The organism is Confluentibacter flavum, from assembly GCF_002843175.1.
Classification (GTDB): Bacteria; Bacteroidota; Bacteroidia; order Flavobacteriales; family Flavobacteriaceae; genus Confluentibacter; species Confluentibacter flavum.
Genome location: NZ_PJEO01000014.1, coordinates 293,236 through 310,489 on the forward strand (window position 1 = coordinate 293,236; position 17,254 = coordinate 310,489).

Consider the following 17,254-nt stretch of genomic DNA (forward strand, 5'->3'; position numbering starts at 1 on the left):
TACTCCTCCCCTTTGGGGAGGCTGGGTGGGGCTTCTATCCCCTAATACGCTTCTTCCTATTCGTTTCATAATCCTCAAAAATCATTTCGCCCAAGCCTTTTAATCCCGTGTAAAATGCTTTTCCTTGGTTGGCATAGGTAAATTCGCGAACAAACTGCATTAAATAATCGTCCTGCGCAATCATAAACGTTGTTATGGGGATATGCAATCGCCTGGCTTGTTGCGCCATGGCATAACACTTATTGGTAATAAATGGGTTTAACCCCACACTGTCCTTATAATATTGTCCGTCTGGCATGCGCACACAGCTTGGCTTGCCATCGGTTATCATAAAAATTTGTTTGTTGGTATTTCGTTTTCTTCGAAGTAAGTCCATTGCCAATTGCAAACCCGCCACCGTATTAGTGTGATAGGGTCCCACTTTTAGATAAGGTAGCTCTTTAATTTCAATTTGCCAGGCATCATTACCAAACACCAAAATATCCAACGTGTCTTTTGGGTAGCGTGTGGTGATTAATTCTGCCAATGCCATGGCTACTTTTTTTGCTGGCGTGATTCTATCTTCACCATACAATATCATACTATGGCTAATATCAATCATCAATACGGTGCTCATTTGGGATTTGTGAAGTGTTTCTTCAACAACCAAATCGTCTTCAGAAAGGCTAAAGTTTCCAATACCATGATTAATCTGCGCATTTTTTAAACTTTCGGTAACGGACACTTTATCTAAACTATCACCAAATTGATAGTTTCTAAAATCGCCTGTATGCTCATCACCAATACCAGGACTTTTGCTTTTATGATTGCCCTGGCCACTGCGCTTGATGTTGCCAAAAATTTGGTCTAGAGCTTGCTGACGAATGGCTCTTTCGGTTTTTGCGGTAATGGTTGTGCCTCCACTGTTACCATCTGGATCAATTTCTTCCCGTACATAACCTTTCTTTTTAAGGTCCTCAATAAAATCGTCAATGGTATATTCCGATGTGGTTAACTTGTATTCCTTATCTAGTTCCCGCAACCAATCAATAGCTTCATCAAAGTCGCCCGATGTATGCGTAATAAGCTCTTTAAATATCTCAAAGAGTGTATCAAAAGGAGATTTGTTTGGGGCTTCATATTTTTTAAATACAAAACCCTTTCTAGACGTATTCTTGTTTACCATAGCAGCATAAAAATACGCTATTTAAAGCCAAAAAAAGCTAAGGAAGTATTAAATTTTTCTATGGACAACCAGAGAAACACTTATAAGAACTATTCTACACGTTTTAATCCATCAATATTATTAATCTTGATACGCTTGCCAATTGTAGCTATTAGTCCTTCTTTTTTAAATTGTGATAATACCCTAATGGCTGACTCAACAGCTGTGCCGACAATATTAGCGAAATCTTCGCGAGACAACAGAACACTTAAAGTACCATCTGGGTTTGTGCCAAAGTTATCATGAATATAAATTATAGTTTCAGCAAGCCGCTGTCTCACTGTTTTTTGTGCCATATTCACTATTATATCATCTGCTTCTTTTAAATCGTGCGCCATTTCCTTTAAAACATCAAATGAAAATTTTGAGTTATTAAGCAAATCATAAACAATTTCATTTTTCGGAATAAAACACAATTCCATATCATTTAAAGCTGTTGCTTGTAAATTGGCGGTTTCGCCAGTAATTAGTGAACGCTGACCCAATAAATCACCTTTTACCACAATTTTAACAATTTGATCTTTACCGTTAGAACTTAATTTTGATAGCTTGCAAATACCGTCTTTCACACAATATACGCCGTTTATAGAATCTCCTTCCTCAAATATAACATCACCTTTCTTAATAATCATAGATGTTTTGCAACTAGAAATTCTAACAAGCTCGTCTTTACTTAAAGATTTAAGCGCATTAAATTGTTTTATTATGCATTGTTCACACTTACCCATGCTGTTTATTTAAGTTTTGAAACATTCAGTCTTTCCTAAACACCTTAATGTAAAATTAGAAAAGGCACATTTTTATAGTAACTAATTTCATTTGATGTGGGATGAAATAATATTTTTTGAAAATAATTGAGATTTTTAGCTAACATGGTTATTAAATTAATGTTTCTATCGTCCACAAATTGCTGAACAGCATCTTCTAAATGTGTGTTTGTTAAAAAATGGAAACTATGGTTGCAATTAATAAAATAGTCATCTAAATAATCCTTATTTCTTTGTTGATCATCATTCAGTTCTACTCCTTTTCTATTTACATGCAGCACGTTAACCGAGGCATTATTTGTTTCAACAATATCAATTATGGGCTGTAATATTTCAGGTCGGTAAAAAATGGAGAAATCGGTTGGAAATGCAATTTCCTTAGGCGCTTTATATTTGGCATTTTCTGGAATAACCATCGTAGCACATTTTACCTTTGTAATAACATTGCCAGCATTGCTGCCGATTGGGAGTTTTTTCATATCGGTTGACCCTTTGGTTCCCATTACAATGAGGTGGATCTTTTTTTGCGCTACCTGTTCCCTTATGGAGTGTATCAAATAATTGCTATCTGAAACTGCAAAAAACCTATGAAGAGGATTTTTAGGAAAGCTTTCGTGTATGCGCTTTATAATGTCTTGCAAACATTTTTTTGAGGGCTGTGTTAATGTTTCAGAACTAATATCTTGAGTTTGACTTGGTGATACAACAGATTCTACAAAAGTATTTTTAGTAGTAACATGCAATAAATAAAAATTACATGATGATTTACTAAAAAAATGAAGTGCATATTCAATCGCATTCCATGAATTTTCTGAAAAATCGGTTGGTATTAAAATATTCTTCATGCCTATAATCTTGTAGAAAACAAAATTAATGGCATGGCTATTAATGAAATATGACTAAAATCATAATTCTATTCTTATTTGAACAAAATCAGTCCATTTGCTGAAGTTTATTGATGTCTAAAATTTTAATATTACGGCCTTCAATCTCAATAATCCCCATATCTTTAAAACTAGAAAGCGTCCTGATTAGACTTTCTAATGCAATACCTGCTACACTGGCTAAATCGTTTCGTGAAATTCTAATGGCATCATTGGGTTTACGATTAAGTTTTTCCGCAAATTTCAATATGGTATTTGCTGTTCGTTTTTTAACCGAGCTATAAGCCATTTGCAGTAATTGGTCTTTTACCATGGTAAGATCTTCGGTAAGCAACTGTATAAGTTCTAAGGTTACTTTATGGTTACTGTTAAGCACCTCTTTAAGTTCATTTTTTGAAATCCCTATTAAAACAGCATCTTGTATTGCGGTAGCGGTTTCTTGATAAGGCGTGTTTTGAGTGAAGGAAGTATAGCCAAATAAGTCATCTTCTTTATATAATGCAGTTGTAAGGTCTTTCCCTTGATCATCTAGTTTATGACATTTTATTAAACCTTTAGAAATCAAATAGATGTAATTGGAATTTTGTCCTTCGCCATAAATCACTTCACCTTGAGGAAAACTTAAGGTTTCTCCATTATCATCAAAAAATATTTTAAGGTCGTTAAGCGTTCTAAGTTCTTCTTCATTAGAGTCTGTTTGTTTTTCGGAATCATGTCTATCCTTTAAAATAGCGGCTTTAGCTAAGCGGCTTTCTATGGCACTTATAAGCTCTTCTTCTTCAAAAGGCTTGGTGATATAATCGTCGGCTCCTAAATCCATGCCCTTTCTAACATCCTTACGCTCCGTTTTTGCCGATAAGAATATAAAAGGAATGTGTTTGGTTTTTTCATCTCCAGCCAGGCCTTCCAAAACACCATAACCATCAAGTTCGGGCATCATAATGTCGCAAATAATAATATCTGGCAAACTATTTTTGGCCAGTTCCAAGCCAATCCTACCGTTTGGTGCTGTAGTGACATCATAATCAGATAGTTCTAATAATTCTGCTGTATTTTCCCTTAAAATAACATCGTCTTCTATTAGTAATATGTTCTTCATTGTTTAGCTGTATTTGGCAACGTAATTACAAATTCACTTCCTTTATTTTCCTCACTTATAAAACTGATGGTACCTCCCAGATTTTCCAAATGACTTTTTACAATATTCAACCCAATACCGGTACCCTGTGTAAGGAGTGCATTTTCTGCTCTAAAATAACGATTAAATATATTTTTTTGATCGTTAATAGGAATTCCCATGCCATTATCCTTAATCTTAAACGTAGTGTTTTTATCATTTTGCTTTATTTGAATATCCACTAATGTGTTCTCTGATGAGTATTTAATGGCATTATGTACCAAGTTGGACAATGCCAACTCTACAATCTTTTCATCTTGAAACATGGAATAATCATCTATGTTCTCAGGATATTTTATTTCCTGGCCTTCTTTTAAAAGCATATTGGCATTATACACCACTTCGTTAACCACTTTGCTTATTTTAAACGAGCAGAACTTATAATTAATTTTACCCGTATCTAATTTTTCGATGGATAAAAAGTCATTTAAAATATTATTAAGGTAATGTACTTTGTCTGAAATGGTTTTTATATGCTTATCCCTTTTTTCTTGCTGTTCCGTCAATTTATATTTACCCAATAACATGGCCGAGGTTAAAATACCACTTAAGGGTGTTTTAAATTCATGTGACACCAACGATAAAAATTTTGTTTTTAACTCGTTGAGTTCTTTTTCTTTTTTAAGGGCACTCTTCGTTTTATTCTGCGCTTCAATTCGCTTTTTAATTTCGACATCACGCTCTTGGTTTACAATTTTTAATTCTTCAACAGTAACGCTTAACGCCTTGGTACGCTCTTTAACCTTTCTTTCTAATTCATTGTTTAGTTCCTGAAGTTGAAGTTCTTGTTGCTTTCGTATGGAGATGTCTATAACCAATGCCATCACAAACGCTTCCTTATTAATTTCCAAAGGATTCAAACCAGCCTCCACAGGAAATATAGTACCGTTTTTGTGAGCCCCAAACAAATCACGTCCGCGACCCATTTGCCTACTTTCTTTATGTTTCATAAAACCATCTACATGGGCGCCATGACCAGCATGATATTTTTGGGGAATCAAAACATTAAGATGCTGACCAACAAGTTCATCTTTATTATATCCAAACATACGTTCCGCAGATGCATTTGTTTCAACAATTTGTTGTTTATTATTTACTACTATAACACCTTCTGATACGGCTTCAAAAAGTACATTAAAAATATCTTTTTCGTTCTGATACATTAAATTGGAAATCCTTTAAATTCTTAAATTAAACCAAAATTAATTAAAATAATACTTGCTTGAAATTAAGGTTTGGTTAAAAATCATATAAACCTTATTCATCGAATAAAAACAAATTTACGTTTTTTAAACTACACCTATCATTTTAGAATGCGCTATGGCCTGATGACTAAATTTAAAATAACAAACCGCCACGCCTAAACTCTCAATATTATTAAGGATACTAACAACTTTGGTTTTTGAATTAGTTGTTTTTCTAATGTAAACAGCTTTAATATTTTTTGGGAAAATCTTACTAATTTGCTCATAAATGTACGGATCGCTTTGGCTATCATCGCCAAGCAGCACATACTGTAAATGTGGATAAAATGAAATAATTTCTTTTATTTTAACAAACTTATGCTTGTGGGTACCACGACCTGTAAAGAGAAAATCTGAAATTCCTGCCTTGATATCACTTAGTTTGATAACCGCTTTTGGTAGCTCATGCAATCTAGCAAAAGAATCTATAAACTCATATAAATTCCATTCACTGCTCGACACAAAAAAAAAGGAGTTGGAAGCTACTTCGTTAGTTTGTCCTGCCATACTTAAGGCTTTATAATGCTTCACCACATCTTCAAAAATTTTTCTGTTGTTGATGTTTCTAAATAAAAGCACATAAATTTTTTTAAAAAAACTTCTGCTGTGCGACATAAGAAAGGTATCATCTATGTCCGAGATAATTCCAAGTTTGCTATCAAAAGGTTTTAAAATCTCCCCGACATTCACAATGCCAAAATTGTGAAGTTTACAGCTCACTTCATAATTATGCCAGCCACTTTCAAGTGGTTCGTTGAATGGCACCGTAAATCTAAAAAAACCATCATTTAACGTTTTAGTGGATATCTCAAGGTTTTTAAATTTTAAAGTCACTACCGCATTGGGAAAGGGTTTTATTCTGAACATATGAATTATGGAAACCGCATGCCTAATACCTTTGTTATCAAGACGGTATTTATCAGGCGCCCATGATTGAAATACATGCCCAGATACAACAAGTTCTACATCATTTACATAACCTCTGTATAATTTTAAATCAAGTTTTCCCAATTCAGAATTTATTAACTTATAGTGACTGACAAATTACTTAATTTTAAACAATTTAAAGGCTTTATGAAATCAAAAATAAAATTGCTTTTGGTTATCAATCCCATTTCAGGAGGTTCCGAAAAAGGTGTAATCACTCAAGACATACAAAATATCGTTTTAAATCTGCATGCTACATTAGAAACTTACCAAACCACAGGCGATGAAGATGAAAAACATATTAGAGACATTATAGAAAAAAAATCCATTGACCGGATTTTGGTTGCAGGTGGAGACGGTACCATACAGCTCGTGGCTAAAGCTATCTTAGAATCAAATATACCCATAGGCATTATTCCTGCTGGATCTGCAAACGGATTAGCATCTAATTTCAATTTACCGGATAGTCTAGAAGAACAAGTTAAAATAGTCTTAGGTGATCATTTTATCGATATGGATATTATTTCAGTAAACAACCATCTTTGTCTTCACATTGCTGATATAGGCATTAATGCCCTTCTAATAAAAAACTACGAAAACTCGTCTATGAGAGGGAAACTAGGGTATGCCCTTCAAACCATTCCAACACTTGTAGAATCTGAATTACCTTATCGTTTTTCAATAGAAATAAACGGAAAGGAAATACAAAAAGCAGGCATCATGATAGCCATTGCAAACGCCAACCAATTTGGTACGGGAGCTGTTATTAATCCAGAGGGAAAAATGGATGATGCTATTTTTGAAGTATTGCTTTTCAGAAAAATGGATGTCATCGATATTTTAAAAACCCTAAGCGAAACATCGTTAAGAGACCCTGAATTTGTAGAGAGCTTCGCTACAAATAAAGTAACCATACACTGCAAGAAAAAAATTCCACTTCAAGTGGATGGCGAATACATTGGCGAAGTAGAGACTATTGAGGCAAGCATAGTACCTTCAAAAATAAAAATTATGTTACCAAGGAAAACGGTTCAAATTAATTTGTAGTTTACATGATGTATGCCGATATTTAAAAACATGACTAATATCATATTTTAAAGGCACATCAATTTTGAAATTTGCCCTAGGTATAATAGAGCAAATAATAAATGGACAAACACGCATGCTTTCACTGTGGTTTAGACGCCTCGACGGCGAATATTGTTTATGACGAAAAATCATTTTGTTGTCAGGGTTGCAAAACAGTCTATCAGATCTTTTCTGAAAACGATTTAACCTGTTATTACGATTTACAAAACGCTCCTGGTGCCACGCCCAAAGATATTGAGGGTAAGTACAACTTTTTAGAGAACACCAAAATAATAGAACAATTACTGGAATTCAATGATGGTGCCACCCAAATTGTGTCACTCTACATTCCACATATCCATTGTAGTTCTTGTATTTGGATTTTAGAGAACCTCAACAAATTAAATCCTTCCATAAGCGCCTCTGTTGTAAACTTTGGTAAAAAAACCGTTAGGATCACTTTTAATGCCGAAACCCTCTCGTTAAAAAATCTGGTTACCTTATTAAGTAGTATTGGTTATGAGCCTTTTATAAGTTTAGACGATTATAGTGTGGGTAAAAAACACATTGATAGGTCTTTAATTTACAAACTTGGTGTTGCTGGTTTTGCCTTTGGAAACGTCATGTTTTTATCGTTTCCAGAGTATTTTGAAGTGGGCGAATTCTGGCTCGAACAATTCAAACCCTTTTTTAGATGGCTGATGTTTGCTTTTTCCCTTCCCGTTGTGTTTTATTCGTCGCAAGACTATTTTATTTCTGCCTACAAAGGACTTCGTTCTAAGATTTTAAATATTGATGTGCCCATCGCTTTAGGAGTTTCGGTTTTATTTATTAGAAGTACCGTTGAAATTATGTTCGATATTGGCTCTGGCTTTTTTGATAGTTTAACTGGACTTATTTTCTTTTTATTGCTTGGGAAATTCTTTCAGCAAAAAACCTATGCCTTTTTATCGTTTGAACGCGATTATAAATCCTATTTCCCTATTGGTATCACCAAAATAACTACTGAAGGAAAAGAAGAATCCGTACAGGTGTATGATATTGAAAAGGGCGACCGACTTTTAATTAGGAACGAAGAACTCATTCCTGTGGATTGCATTTTGATAAAAGGACAAGCGCGGATTGATTATAGTTTTGTGACGGGCGAATCTAAAACGGTTAGCAAACAGTCTGGCGACAAACTATTCGCAGGTGGTAAGCAACTGAATGGGACGATAGAAGTTGATGTTTTAAAATCGGTTGAGCAAAGCTATTTAACACAACTTTGGAGTAACGATGTCTTTAAAAAGGACAAATCATTGGCATTTACAAATATTACCAACCAAATAAGTAAACGGTTTACCATAAGCATTTTAATAATCGCTGTATTCGCAACGACGTTTTGGTTGATAGTAGATTCTAGTAAAGCTATAAACGTTTTTACATCGGTGTTAATCATTGCCTGTCCCTGTGCTTTGGCATTGGCTGCCCCTTTTACGTTTGGTAATGTGCTTCGCATTTTGGGCAAGAAAAAATTCTACTTAAAAAATGCCAGTGTTATTGAACAATTGGCTAAAATAGACACCATTATTTTCGATAAAACAGGTACCATTACTGCCAATAAAGAAACGTCCATCGCCTATGAAGGAATATCTCTTTCTAAGGATGAAGAAGTGTTATTAAAAAGCACGTTGAGAGGGTCTAACCATCCCTTAAGCAGATCATTATACCATCTTTTAAACGAACATAATATCCTTACTTTAGATAGGTATGAAGAATATTTAGGAAAGGGCATTGAAGCACAATACAAACAAGATTCCATAAAAATTGGATCTGCACCTTTTGTTGGCTACACTTCTGAAACAGCCACATTAAACACAGCCGTTCATATCAGCAGCAACAATACCTACAAAGGAAAATTCACCTTTTATAATGCATATCGAAAAGGATTGTCGCAGTTATTCAACAAACTAAAGCAGGATTATGATTTGGTCATTCTTTCAGGAGATAACGAAGGTGAAAAAGATAATCTTACCAAGTTGCTTCCAACAAAAACCAAGCTATTGTTCAACCAAAAGCCAGAAGACAAATTGGAATATATTAAATACCATCAAAGTGAAGGCGCCCATGTATTGATGATTGGCGATGGTTTAAATGATGCTGGTGCCTTGGCGCAAAGTCATGTGGGCATTGCCATTTCAGAAAACGTGAATGTCTTTTCTCCCGCGTGCGATGCCATACTGGATGCCTCAAAATTCAACGAATTGTACCATTATATAAAAGCATCAAAATCGGCCATAAACATCATTAAATGGAGTTTTCTGTTGTCGTTCCTATACAATTGTATCGGCCTTTATTTTGCGGTTACAGGTCAATTGGAACCCGTTGTAGCTGCTATTTTAATGCCTTTAAGCTCCATAAGCATTGTTGCCTTTACAACAGTGGCTACTAATAATATTCCCCACCTAACCTCCCCTAAGGGGAGGAAACGGATGCCTGAGGATGAGTAGTTCCCTCTCGTTCGGAGAGGGTTAGGGAGAGGAAAAAATAATTTGTGAATTAGTGGCAAAAAAATAGAATAGAACCAAATATGACAAATGTCATTTTTTACAAAAACAGATAGAGATATTTTTGAACCATAACTTCAATTAGGTATGAGCGTTATTTATGTTTTACTGACTATAAGCATTATTGTGGCTGTTGGTTTTTTTATTGCTTTTATAGTAGCGATAAGAAGCGGGCAGTTCGATGATAGTTACACCCCATCCGTTCGCATGCTGTTTGAAGACGAACTCATTAAAGAAAAATCCAAAAAATCAATACTAACCAAAAAAGATTAACAACCACAACTATGGAAATACAGCAATTTCACTACGATAATAAAATCGTTAAAAACTTTATCTATGCCACCATGCTTTGGGGGGTTGTAGGTATGTTGGTAGGCTTACTTCTTGCATTTCTGTTTTTATTCCCAAACTTAACCGATGGCATTTCGTGGCTAAGTTTTGGTCGTTTACGACCATTGCATACCAATGCCGTTATTTTTGCCTTTGTGGGTAACGCTATTTTTGCAGGGGTTTACTACTCTACACAACGTTTACTTAAAGCTAGAATGTTTAACGATGTATTAAGCAAAATCAACTTTTGGGGGTGGCAACTTATTATTGTTGCGGCTGCCATAACCTTACCATTAGGTTATTCGTCATCTAAAGAATATGCTGAATTGGAGTGGCCCATAGATATTGCTATCGCTGTGGTATGGGTGGTTTTTGGATGGAACTTAATTGGTACCATATTAAAAAGAAGACAACGCCATTTATATGTTGCTATTTGGTTTTATATAGCCACGTTTGTAACCGTTGCCGTATTGCATATTTTCAACAGTTTAGAACTTCCTGTGAGTGGTTTAAAAAGCTACTCGGTTTATGCTGGGGTACAAGATGCCTTGGTACAATGGTGGTACGGACATAATGCCGTAGCCTTCTTTTTAACCACACCGTTTTTAGGATTGATGTACTATTTTGTACCAAAAGCAGCTAACAGACCTGTGTACTCTTATAGGCTTTCCATAGTTCACTTTTGGTCGTTAATCTTCATCTATATTTGGGCAGGCCCACATCATTTATTATACACCGCGTTGCCAGAATGGGCACAAAATTTAGGTGTTGCATTTTCAGTCATGTTATTAATGCCATCTTGGGGTGGTATGATAAATGGTCTGTTAACACTACGTGGTGCTTGGGACAAAGTCCGTGTTGATCCAGTTTTAAAATTCATGGTCGTTGCTATTACAGGTTATGGTATGGCAACGTTTGAAGGGCCTACATTATCACTTAAAAACGTGAATGCCATTGCGCATTACACCGATTGGATTATTGCTCACGTGCACGTTGGTGCGTTGGCATGGAACGGATTCTTAACGTTTGGTATGATTTACTGGTTAGTTCCAAGATTATTTAAAACCAAACTATACTCTATTGGATTAGCAAATCTACATTTCTGGATTGGCACCTTAGGTATTATTATGTATGCATTGCCCATGTACGTTGCTGGATTCACCCAAGCCAGTATGTGGAAGCAATTTAACCCAGATGGCACATTAACTTACGGAAACTTTTTAGAAACCGTTACCGAAATTATGCCTATGTACTGGATGCGTGCCATTGGAGGTACTTTATTTATTACAGGTATGCTTATTATGGTTTATAATGTGATTGTTACCATAAAACAAGGTAGTAATGTGGAAGACGAATTAGCTGAAGCTGCTGCGCTAGAACGTGTTACCAAAAAACGTGTTATCGGAGAAGGTTGGCACTCTTGGTTAGAGCGCAGACCAGTGCAATTGACCCTTTTAGCGACTGTTGCCATATTAATTGGTGGTATCATTCAAATTGTACCAACCATTATGGTAAAATCCAATATACCAACCATTGCCAGTGTGAAACCATACTCGCCTTTAGAGTTGGAAGGACGCGATATTTACATCCGCGAAGGTTGTGTGGGTTGCCATTCACAAATGATTCGTCCGTTTAGAAGTGAGGTTGAACGCTATGGCGAATACTCAAAAGCAGGAGAGTATGTTTATGACCATCCCTTTTTATGGGGCAGCAAACGTACAGGACCAGATTTACATAGAATTGGTGGTAAATATTCCGATAATTGGCACTTTAACCACATGTACGATCCACAAAGCACCTCATCGGGTTCCATCATGCCTCGTTATCCTTGGTTAATCAATGATGAATTGGATAAATCGTTAACCGAAACCAAAATGAAAGCGATGGTGTCGTTAGGTGTTCCTTATACAGAGGAAGACATAGCTAATGCTCAAGAGCATATGCTGAAGCAAGGGGCAGACATTGAGAAAAATCTTTATACCGATCCAGATTTTATGAATTCTTATGAAGCTGACAAAACATATGCTAAAGATAATGGCGAAACTTTTGTTGAAATGAGAAACAGAGAAATTGTTGCCATGATAGCGTATTTGCAACGCTTAGGCACCGATATAAAAGTAGAAACATTAAAATAGTTGGTGGTTGGTGGTTAGTGGTTGATGGTAAAAACCATAAACTAACAACCATCAACCAAAAACCATTAACCATTAACCATTAACCAAAAACTAAAAAAATCATGTTAAAATTCATAAAAGGTCACATGGAGAGTATGGAGGGTATCGAGATTTACCCTATCATATCACTTCTCATTTTCTTTAGCTTTTTTGTCATCCTTTTTTGGTGGGTATTTACCGCTAAGAAAGAGTATATAAAAATTGTAAGTAATATTCCATTAGATAACAACCAAAACGACACAGAGCTATGAGACATTTAATTCCATCATGGATACGCGTACCAATTGTATTCTTCATCATTTTCGGGTTAACCGAATATGTGATTGATTCTGGAGACAAACCTGCCTTTATGGTATATCCCGCCGTATTGCTATTTCTTTTTCTGGTTCTGCTTATCCTTATTGCTATTGAAGCAATCGTTAGTGCCTTAGAAAATGTGATGCTTTTTAAATTGGATGAAGAAGCCAAAGCGCGCTTTTTAGCCGAAAAAGAAAGCACTTACAAATTCACTTGGATAAAAAACACCTACAAAAAACTTTTAGGCTCTAAACCGCTTGAAGAAGAAGGTGAAATTATCCTTGACCATAACTATGATGGCATAAGAGAGTTAGATAATAACTTACCACCTTGGTGGCTATATGGGTTTTACATCTCCATTATATTTGGTGTTGTATATTTGTTAAGATACCACGTATTTAACGGGGCTAACCAATACGATGAATTAGAAACCGAATTAGCAAATGCACAAGCAGCTATTGAAGCCTACAAAATAACCGCCAAAGATTTGGTTGATGTTAATACCGTAACCTTGCTTACAGATGCTGCCGATTTAAGCGCCGGCAAAACCATTTTCGAAACCAATTGTATTGCCTGCCACATGGCAGATGGTGGCGGTGGTATTGGTCCGAACTTAACCGATCAACATTGGATTTTAGGTGGCGATATTAAAAGTATTTTTAATACCATCAGCGAGGGTGGGCGTTCTGGTAAAGGAATGATTGCTTGGAAGCAACAATTAAAACCACTTGAAATGGCGCAAGTTGCCAGTTATGTTTTAACATTTCAAGGTACTACACCTGCCAATCCTAAAGAACCAGAAGGTGATTTATGGGGAGAAAGCACTTCTGAAATTCCTGCCGAAACGGCAACAGATTCAATACAAGCAGTGACTAATCAATAGCATGTCAGTTCGAGTGTTCCGTCCCGATGGTTATCGGGATCTATCGGAATGTATCGAGAACACTCTCACAATGGTCTCGATATAAATTTTTAAAAAATTCACTCGACATGGCATCTATATAGAAAACAACAACATTGAAAACACCAGAAAACGAAGTATTTAGAGATTCCATTAGCACGATTACCGAGGAGGGCAAACGCGCTTGGGTATTTCCTAAAAAACCTAGTGGCAAATTCTATACCTACAGAAAATGGGTAAGCTATATATTACTGGTATTTTTACTTACTGCTCCATTTATAAAAATAAATGGCAACCAATTTTTAATGTTCAATGTTTTAGAACGCCGTTTTAATATTTTCGGATTTCCATTTTGGCCACAGGATTTTTTTCTTTTTGTAATTTCCATGATCATTGGCGTGGTGTTTATTACGCTGTTTACGGTTGCTTTTGGTCGCATTTTTTGCGGTTGGATTTGTCCGCAAACCATCTTTATGGAAATGGTATTCCGACGTATAGAATATTGGATTGAAGGCGACAGAGGTAAACAAATACGGTTGGCCAAACAACCTTGGAACGCCGAAAAAATAAGAAAAAAAGGATTAAAACTGATTATTTTCCTTTTCATTTCCTTTGTCATTGCGAATGTGTTTTTAGCGTATTTAATAGGTGGGGATAAACTGATAAGCTATATAACCGACAATCCTCTTAACCACATTAGCAACCTAATATCCTTACTCATTTTTACGGCTGTTTTTTATTTTGTATTTGCATGGTTTAGAGAACAAGTTTGCGTGATTGCCTGTCCTTATGGAAGGTTACAAGGGGTATTGTTGGATAATAAATCGATTGTGGTGGCTTACGACCACAAACGTGGAGAAGGTGAAAACGGCAGGAAAAAAATTAGAAAAAATGAAGATAGACAGGCCTTAGGACATGGTGATTGCATCGATTGTTTTCAGTGTGTACACGTATGCCCAACAGGTATCGATATTAGAAACGGCACGCAACTAGAGTGCGTAAATTGTACCGCTTGCATTGATGAGTGCGATAGCATTATGGAAAGTGTCAACCTGCCTAAAGGTTTGATAAGATACGCCAGTGAAGATAATATCGAGAAAAAAGCGCCCTTTAAACTGACGGCGAGAATCAAAGGCTATATTGCCGTTCTTACTATTTTAATTGGGTTGCTAACTGGGATGCTCTTTTTAAGGAACGATTTAGAAGCAACTGTTTTAAGATTGCCAGGGCAGTTATTTGAGCACAAAGAAAATAACATCATCAGTAATGTGTTTACTTATAAATTGATAAATAAAACGACGAATGATATTGACGATGTGAGTTTTAAATTAATGTCCCATAAAGGCGACTTAAAGTTGGTGGCAACCAGCAATAGCTTTACGGTTCCTAAGCTGGGTATGGCTAAAGGAACGCTGTTTGTTGAAATTAATAATGCGGCTCTAACTGGGGATAGGAACAAAATTAAAATTGGCGTTTACCAAGGCGACAAATTGATTGAAACTACGACGGCTAATTTTTTAGGCCCTAGGAGCTTTAGGTAGTTGATGGGTGATGGTTGTTGGTTGTTAGCTAGTGGTTGTTAGCTATTAACTATTTGGTGTTGGGTGTTGGTTGATGGGTGATAGGTAATTGGTACTGGGTGCTGGGTTTTAGGTCTTGGGAAAAGTGCTAAAAAAGTAATAATGAGATCCTGAAACAAGTTCAGGATGACAAAATAAATAGATTTCCTCCCGATAGCTATCGGGACAGGATGACAAAAAAATAATAAGATGAAAATAAACTGGGGAACTGGGATTGTATTGGCGTTTATAGGGTTTATAAGCTTTATCATGTATTTTATTATCACTATAAATGTGGATGATAAGTTTGACCACGACTTGGTAACAGAAGATTATTATGCCGAAGAACTAAAATACCAAGAGGATATTGACAAACTAAACAATGCCAAAAATTTAAATGAAAATATAAGTCATAAACGAACTGCTGAAGGCTTACTTATTGTTTTTCCTAAAGATATTGATCTAAACAACATTACTGGAAATGTGTTCCTATATAGACCATCTAACAAACAATTAGATTTTGATACGGTTATTTCATTGTCTAATCAATATTTGCTCATACCTGACAAACGTTTGGTAGATGGTCGCTGGAACATTAAAGTGGATTGGCAATACAACGGACAATCTTATTTATATAAAGAAACCATAAATTATTAATATGCTCATTTCGGCATTTGTATTGGGATTATTGGGAAGCTTTCACTGCGTGGGCATGTGTGGGCCTATTGCTTTTATGCTGCCTTTAAACAGAACAAATACCTATATTAAAATATCACAAATTGTCCTTTACCATTTAGGAAGACTGTTGACTTACAGTATTATTGGATTTGCATTTGGGCTTATCGGGAAAAGCTTATATCTTTTTGGTTTTCAGCAACAACTATCTATTATTGTTGGGTTGCTCATGATTGTTGTTGTGCTAATACCTTATCAAACATTTAGTAAATACAATGCCTCTAAGCCCCTCTTTAAAATCATTTCAAAAGTTAAATCTTCGCTAGGTGCTGCCCTAAAGAAAAAAACACTGGAAACCTTTTTAACCATTGGTTTTTTAAATGGTTTTTTACCTTGCGGATTGGTGTATATGGCTGTGTTTGCCGCCATTGCCAGTGGCAACGCCTTGAGCGGTAGTTTGTATATGGCCATTTTTGGATTGGGAACTATCCCATTAATGACGACAGCGATTTATTTTAGTCATTTTTTAAAAGGAAATATGCGACAAAAAATACAGAAAGCCATTCCTGTTTTTGTTGTTATTATAGGGCTTCTATTTATTCTTCGCGGCTTAGGATTAGGCATACCTTACCTCTCTCCTGCCCCCATGCATGATATTGTGACAAGTAGCATGGATTGCCATTAGTATTCCTGACGGATTCAACCGTTTTTAAGTCCTTTTATTTTTTTCAATAGTTTTTAATTATGAACGATTGATAAATATGATAGCATTATTTTCATTTTTAATAGTAATACTATTATATTTGCAATTGAATTAAGACATCATGCGAACCTTACTATCCAATTTAAAAATCGCTGTCCCAGAAAACATATTTCTGAAAGATCCTGAATCATCCGAATTAGGGAAACGTATTATTGAAAACAGCATTTTGTTAATAGATGCCATTGGTTTTGATGCCTTCACTTTTAAAAAATTGGGAGAAAAAATAGGCTCTAACGAAAGCTCTATTTACCGCTACTTTGAAAGTAAACATAAACTTCTGTTATATTTATCGTCTTGGTACTGGGGCTGGATTGAATACCAGTTGGTTTTGGAAACACATAGTATTTCTGATAAGAAAGAAAAGCTATTAAAAGCCATTGATATTGTTTGTAGGACCATAAAAACAGACCAGAGTTATACGCATATTAATGAAGTTGCCCTTAATAATATTATTATTAACGAAAACTCAAAATCTTTTTTAACCAAGGAAGTCGACCAAGAAAACAAAGATGGTTATTTTGTTATTTACAAACGTATCGTAAATCGTTTGAGTGATATTATTAAAAATTCGCAACCCGATTACCCATTTCCTGATTCTTTAGCAAGTACTATTCTAGATGGTGGTTTGCACCAGCATTTTTTAAAGGATCATTTTAAGTCCATAACCAGTTGCAACGAAAACATATCACCCTCTAATTTCTTTACCAACCTTACCATAAATACCTTAAAATTATAATT

The 17,254-nt window shown here is 35.5% G+C and carries 16 protein-coding genes; 10 read left to right on the forward strand and 6 right to left on the reverse strand.

The genetic code is table 11. The features are described from left to right. Nucleotides 1-34: 34 nt before the first annotated feature. The 6 genes from CSW08_RS04290 to CSW08_RS04315 all read right to left on the reverse strand — a co-directional run bounded on the left by CSW08_RS04290 (nt 35) and on the right by CSW08_RS04315 (nt 6,287). Nucleotides 35-1,165, reverse strand: coding sequence for a vWA domain-containing protein (locus tag CSW08_RS04290; RefSeq protein WP_106658662.1), 1,131 nt, complete (start codon nt 1,163-1,165; stop codon nt 35-37). A gap of 89 nt (nt 1,166-1,254) precedes the next feature. Continuing rightward, nucleotides 1,255-1,932, reverse strand: coding sequence for a Crp/Fnr family transcriptional regulator (locus CSW08_RS04295; RefSeq protein WP_106658663.1), 678 nt, complete (start codon nt 1,930-1,932; stop codon nt 1,255-1,257). A gap of 44 nt (nt 1,933-1,976) precedes the next feature. Then, the gene (locus CSW08_RS04300; protein WP_106658664.1) at nt 1,977-2,816 is read right to left on the reverse strand and encodes a universal stress protein; all 840 of its coding nucleotides are present in this window, start codon (nt 2,814-2,816) and stop codon (nt 1,977-1,979) included. 88 nt (nt 2,817-2,904) lie between these two features. Then, nucleotides 2,905-3,954: a response regulator gene (locus tag CSW08_RS04305; protein WP_106658665.1), complete on the reverse strand. Its 1,050-nt coding sequence runs from the start codon at nt 3,952-3,954 to the stop codon at nt 2,905-2,907. Continuing rightward, on the reverse strand, nt 3,951-5,195 hold the full coding sequence (locus CSW08_RS04310; protein ID WP_106658666.1) for a PAS domain-containing sensor histidine kinase: 1,245 nt from the start codon (nt 5,193-5,195) through the stop codon (nt 3,951-3,953). Before CSW08_RS04310 ends, CSW08_RS04305 begins: the two co-directional genes overlap by 4 nt. Nucleotides 5,196-5,321: 126 nt before the next feature. After that, nucleotides 5,322-6,287, reverse strand: a complete 966-nt coding sequence (locus tag CSW08_RS04315) for an App1 family protein (RefSeq protein ID WP_106658667.1) — start codon at nt 6,285-6,287, stop codon at nt 5,322-5,324. A gap of 63 nt (nt 6,288-6,350) precedes the next feature. Between CSW08_RS04315 and CSW08_RS04320 the strand changes: the two genes are divergently transcribed. The 10 genes from CSW08_RS04320 (at nt 6,351) to CSW08_RS04365 (ending at nt 17,252) form a co-directional block, all read left to right on the forward strand. Further along, the gene (locus CSW08_RS04320) at nt 6,351-7,250 is read left to right on the forward strand and encodes a diacylglycerol/lipid kinase family protein (protein WP_106658668.1); all 900 of its coding nucleotides are present in this window, start codon (nt 6,351-6,353) and stop codon (nt 7,248-7,250) included. Between the two features lie 101 nt (nt 7,251-7,351). Then, entirely contained in the window at nt 7,352-9,760 is a 2,409-nt protein-coding gene (locus CSW08_RS04325; protein ID WP_106658669.1) for a heavy metal translocating P-type ATPase, read from the forward strand. Nucleotides 9,761-9,904: 144 nt separating this feature from the next. Beyond that, nucleotides 9,905-10,090 (forward strand): cbb3-type cytochrome oxidase assembly protein CcoS, encoded by a 186-nt coding sequence (gene ccoS, locus CSW08_RS04330; RefSeq protein WP_106658670.1) that lies wholly within the window; start codon nt 9,905-9,907, stop codon nt 10,088-10,090. A gap of 11 nt (nt 10,091-10,101) precedes the next feature. Then, on the forward strand, nt 10,102-12,282 hold the full coding sequence (gene ccoN, locus CSW08_RS04335) for a cytochrome-c oxidase, cbb3-type subunit I (RefSeq protein WP_106658671.1): 2,181 nt from the start codon (nt 10,102-10,104) through the stop codon (nt 12,280-12,282). Nucleotides 12,283-12,383: 101 nt separating this feature from the next. Further along, the gene (locus tag CSW08_RS18340) at nt 12,384-12,572 is read left to right on the forward strand and encodes a CcoQ/FixQ family Cbb3-type cytochrome c oxidase assembly chaperone (protein WP_106658672.1); all 189 of its coding nucleotides are present in this window, start codon (nt 12,384-12,386) and stop codon (nt 12,570-12,572) included. Then, nucleotides 12,569-13,501 (forward strand): cbb3-type cytochrome c oxidase N-terminal domain-containing protein, encoded by a 933-nt coding sequence (locus tag CSW08_RS04345; RefSeq protein WP_106658673.1) that lies wholly within the window; start codon nt 12,569-12,571, stop codon nt 13,499-13,501. Before CSW08_RS18340 ends, CSW08_RS04345 begins: the two co-directional genes overlap by 4 nt. Nucleotides 13,502-13,635: 134 nt before the next feature. After that, a complete protein-coding gene (gene ccoG, locus CSW08_RS04350; RefSeq protein ID WP_106658674.1) occupies nt 13,636-15,060 on the forward strand; it encodes a cytochrome c oxidase accessory protein CcoG in 1,425 nt (474 codons plus the stop codon). A 228-nt stretch (nt 15,061-15,288) separates the two neighbouring features. Next, entirely contained in the window at nt 15,289-15,735 is a 447-nt protein-coding gene (locus CSW08_RS04355; protein WP_106658675.1) for a FixH family protein, read from the forward strand. Between the two features lies 1 nt (nt 15,736). After that, nucleotides 15,737-16,438, forward strand: a complete 702-nt coding sequence (locus CSW08_RS04360; protein ID WP_106658676.1) for a sulfite exporter TauE/SafE family protein — start codon at nt 15,737-15,739, stop codon at nt 16,436-16,438. 139 nt (nt 16,439-16,577) lie between these two features. Next, nucleotides 16,578-17,252, forward strand: a complete 675-nt coding sequence (locus CSW08_RS04365) for a TetR/AcrR family transcriptional regulator (RefSeq protein WP_106658677.1) — start codon at nt 16,578-16,580, stop codon at nt 17,250-17,252. Nucleotides 17,253-17,254 lie beyond the last annotated feature (2 nt).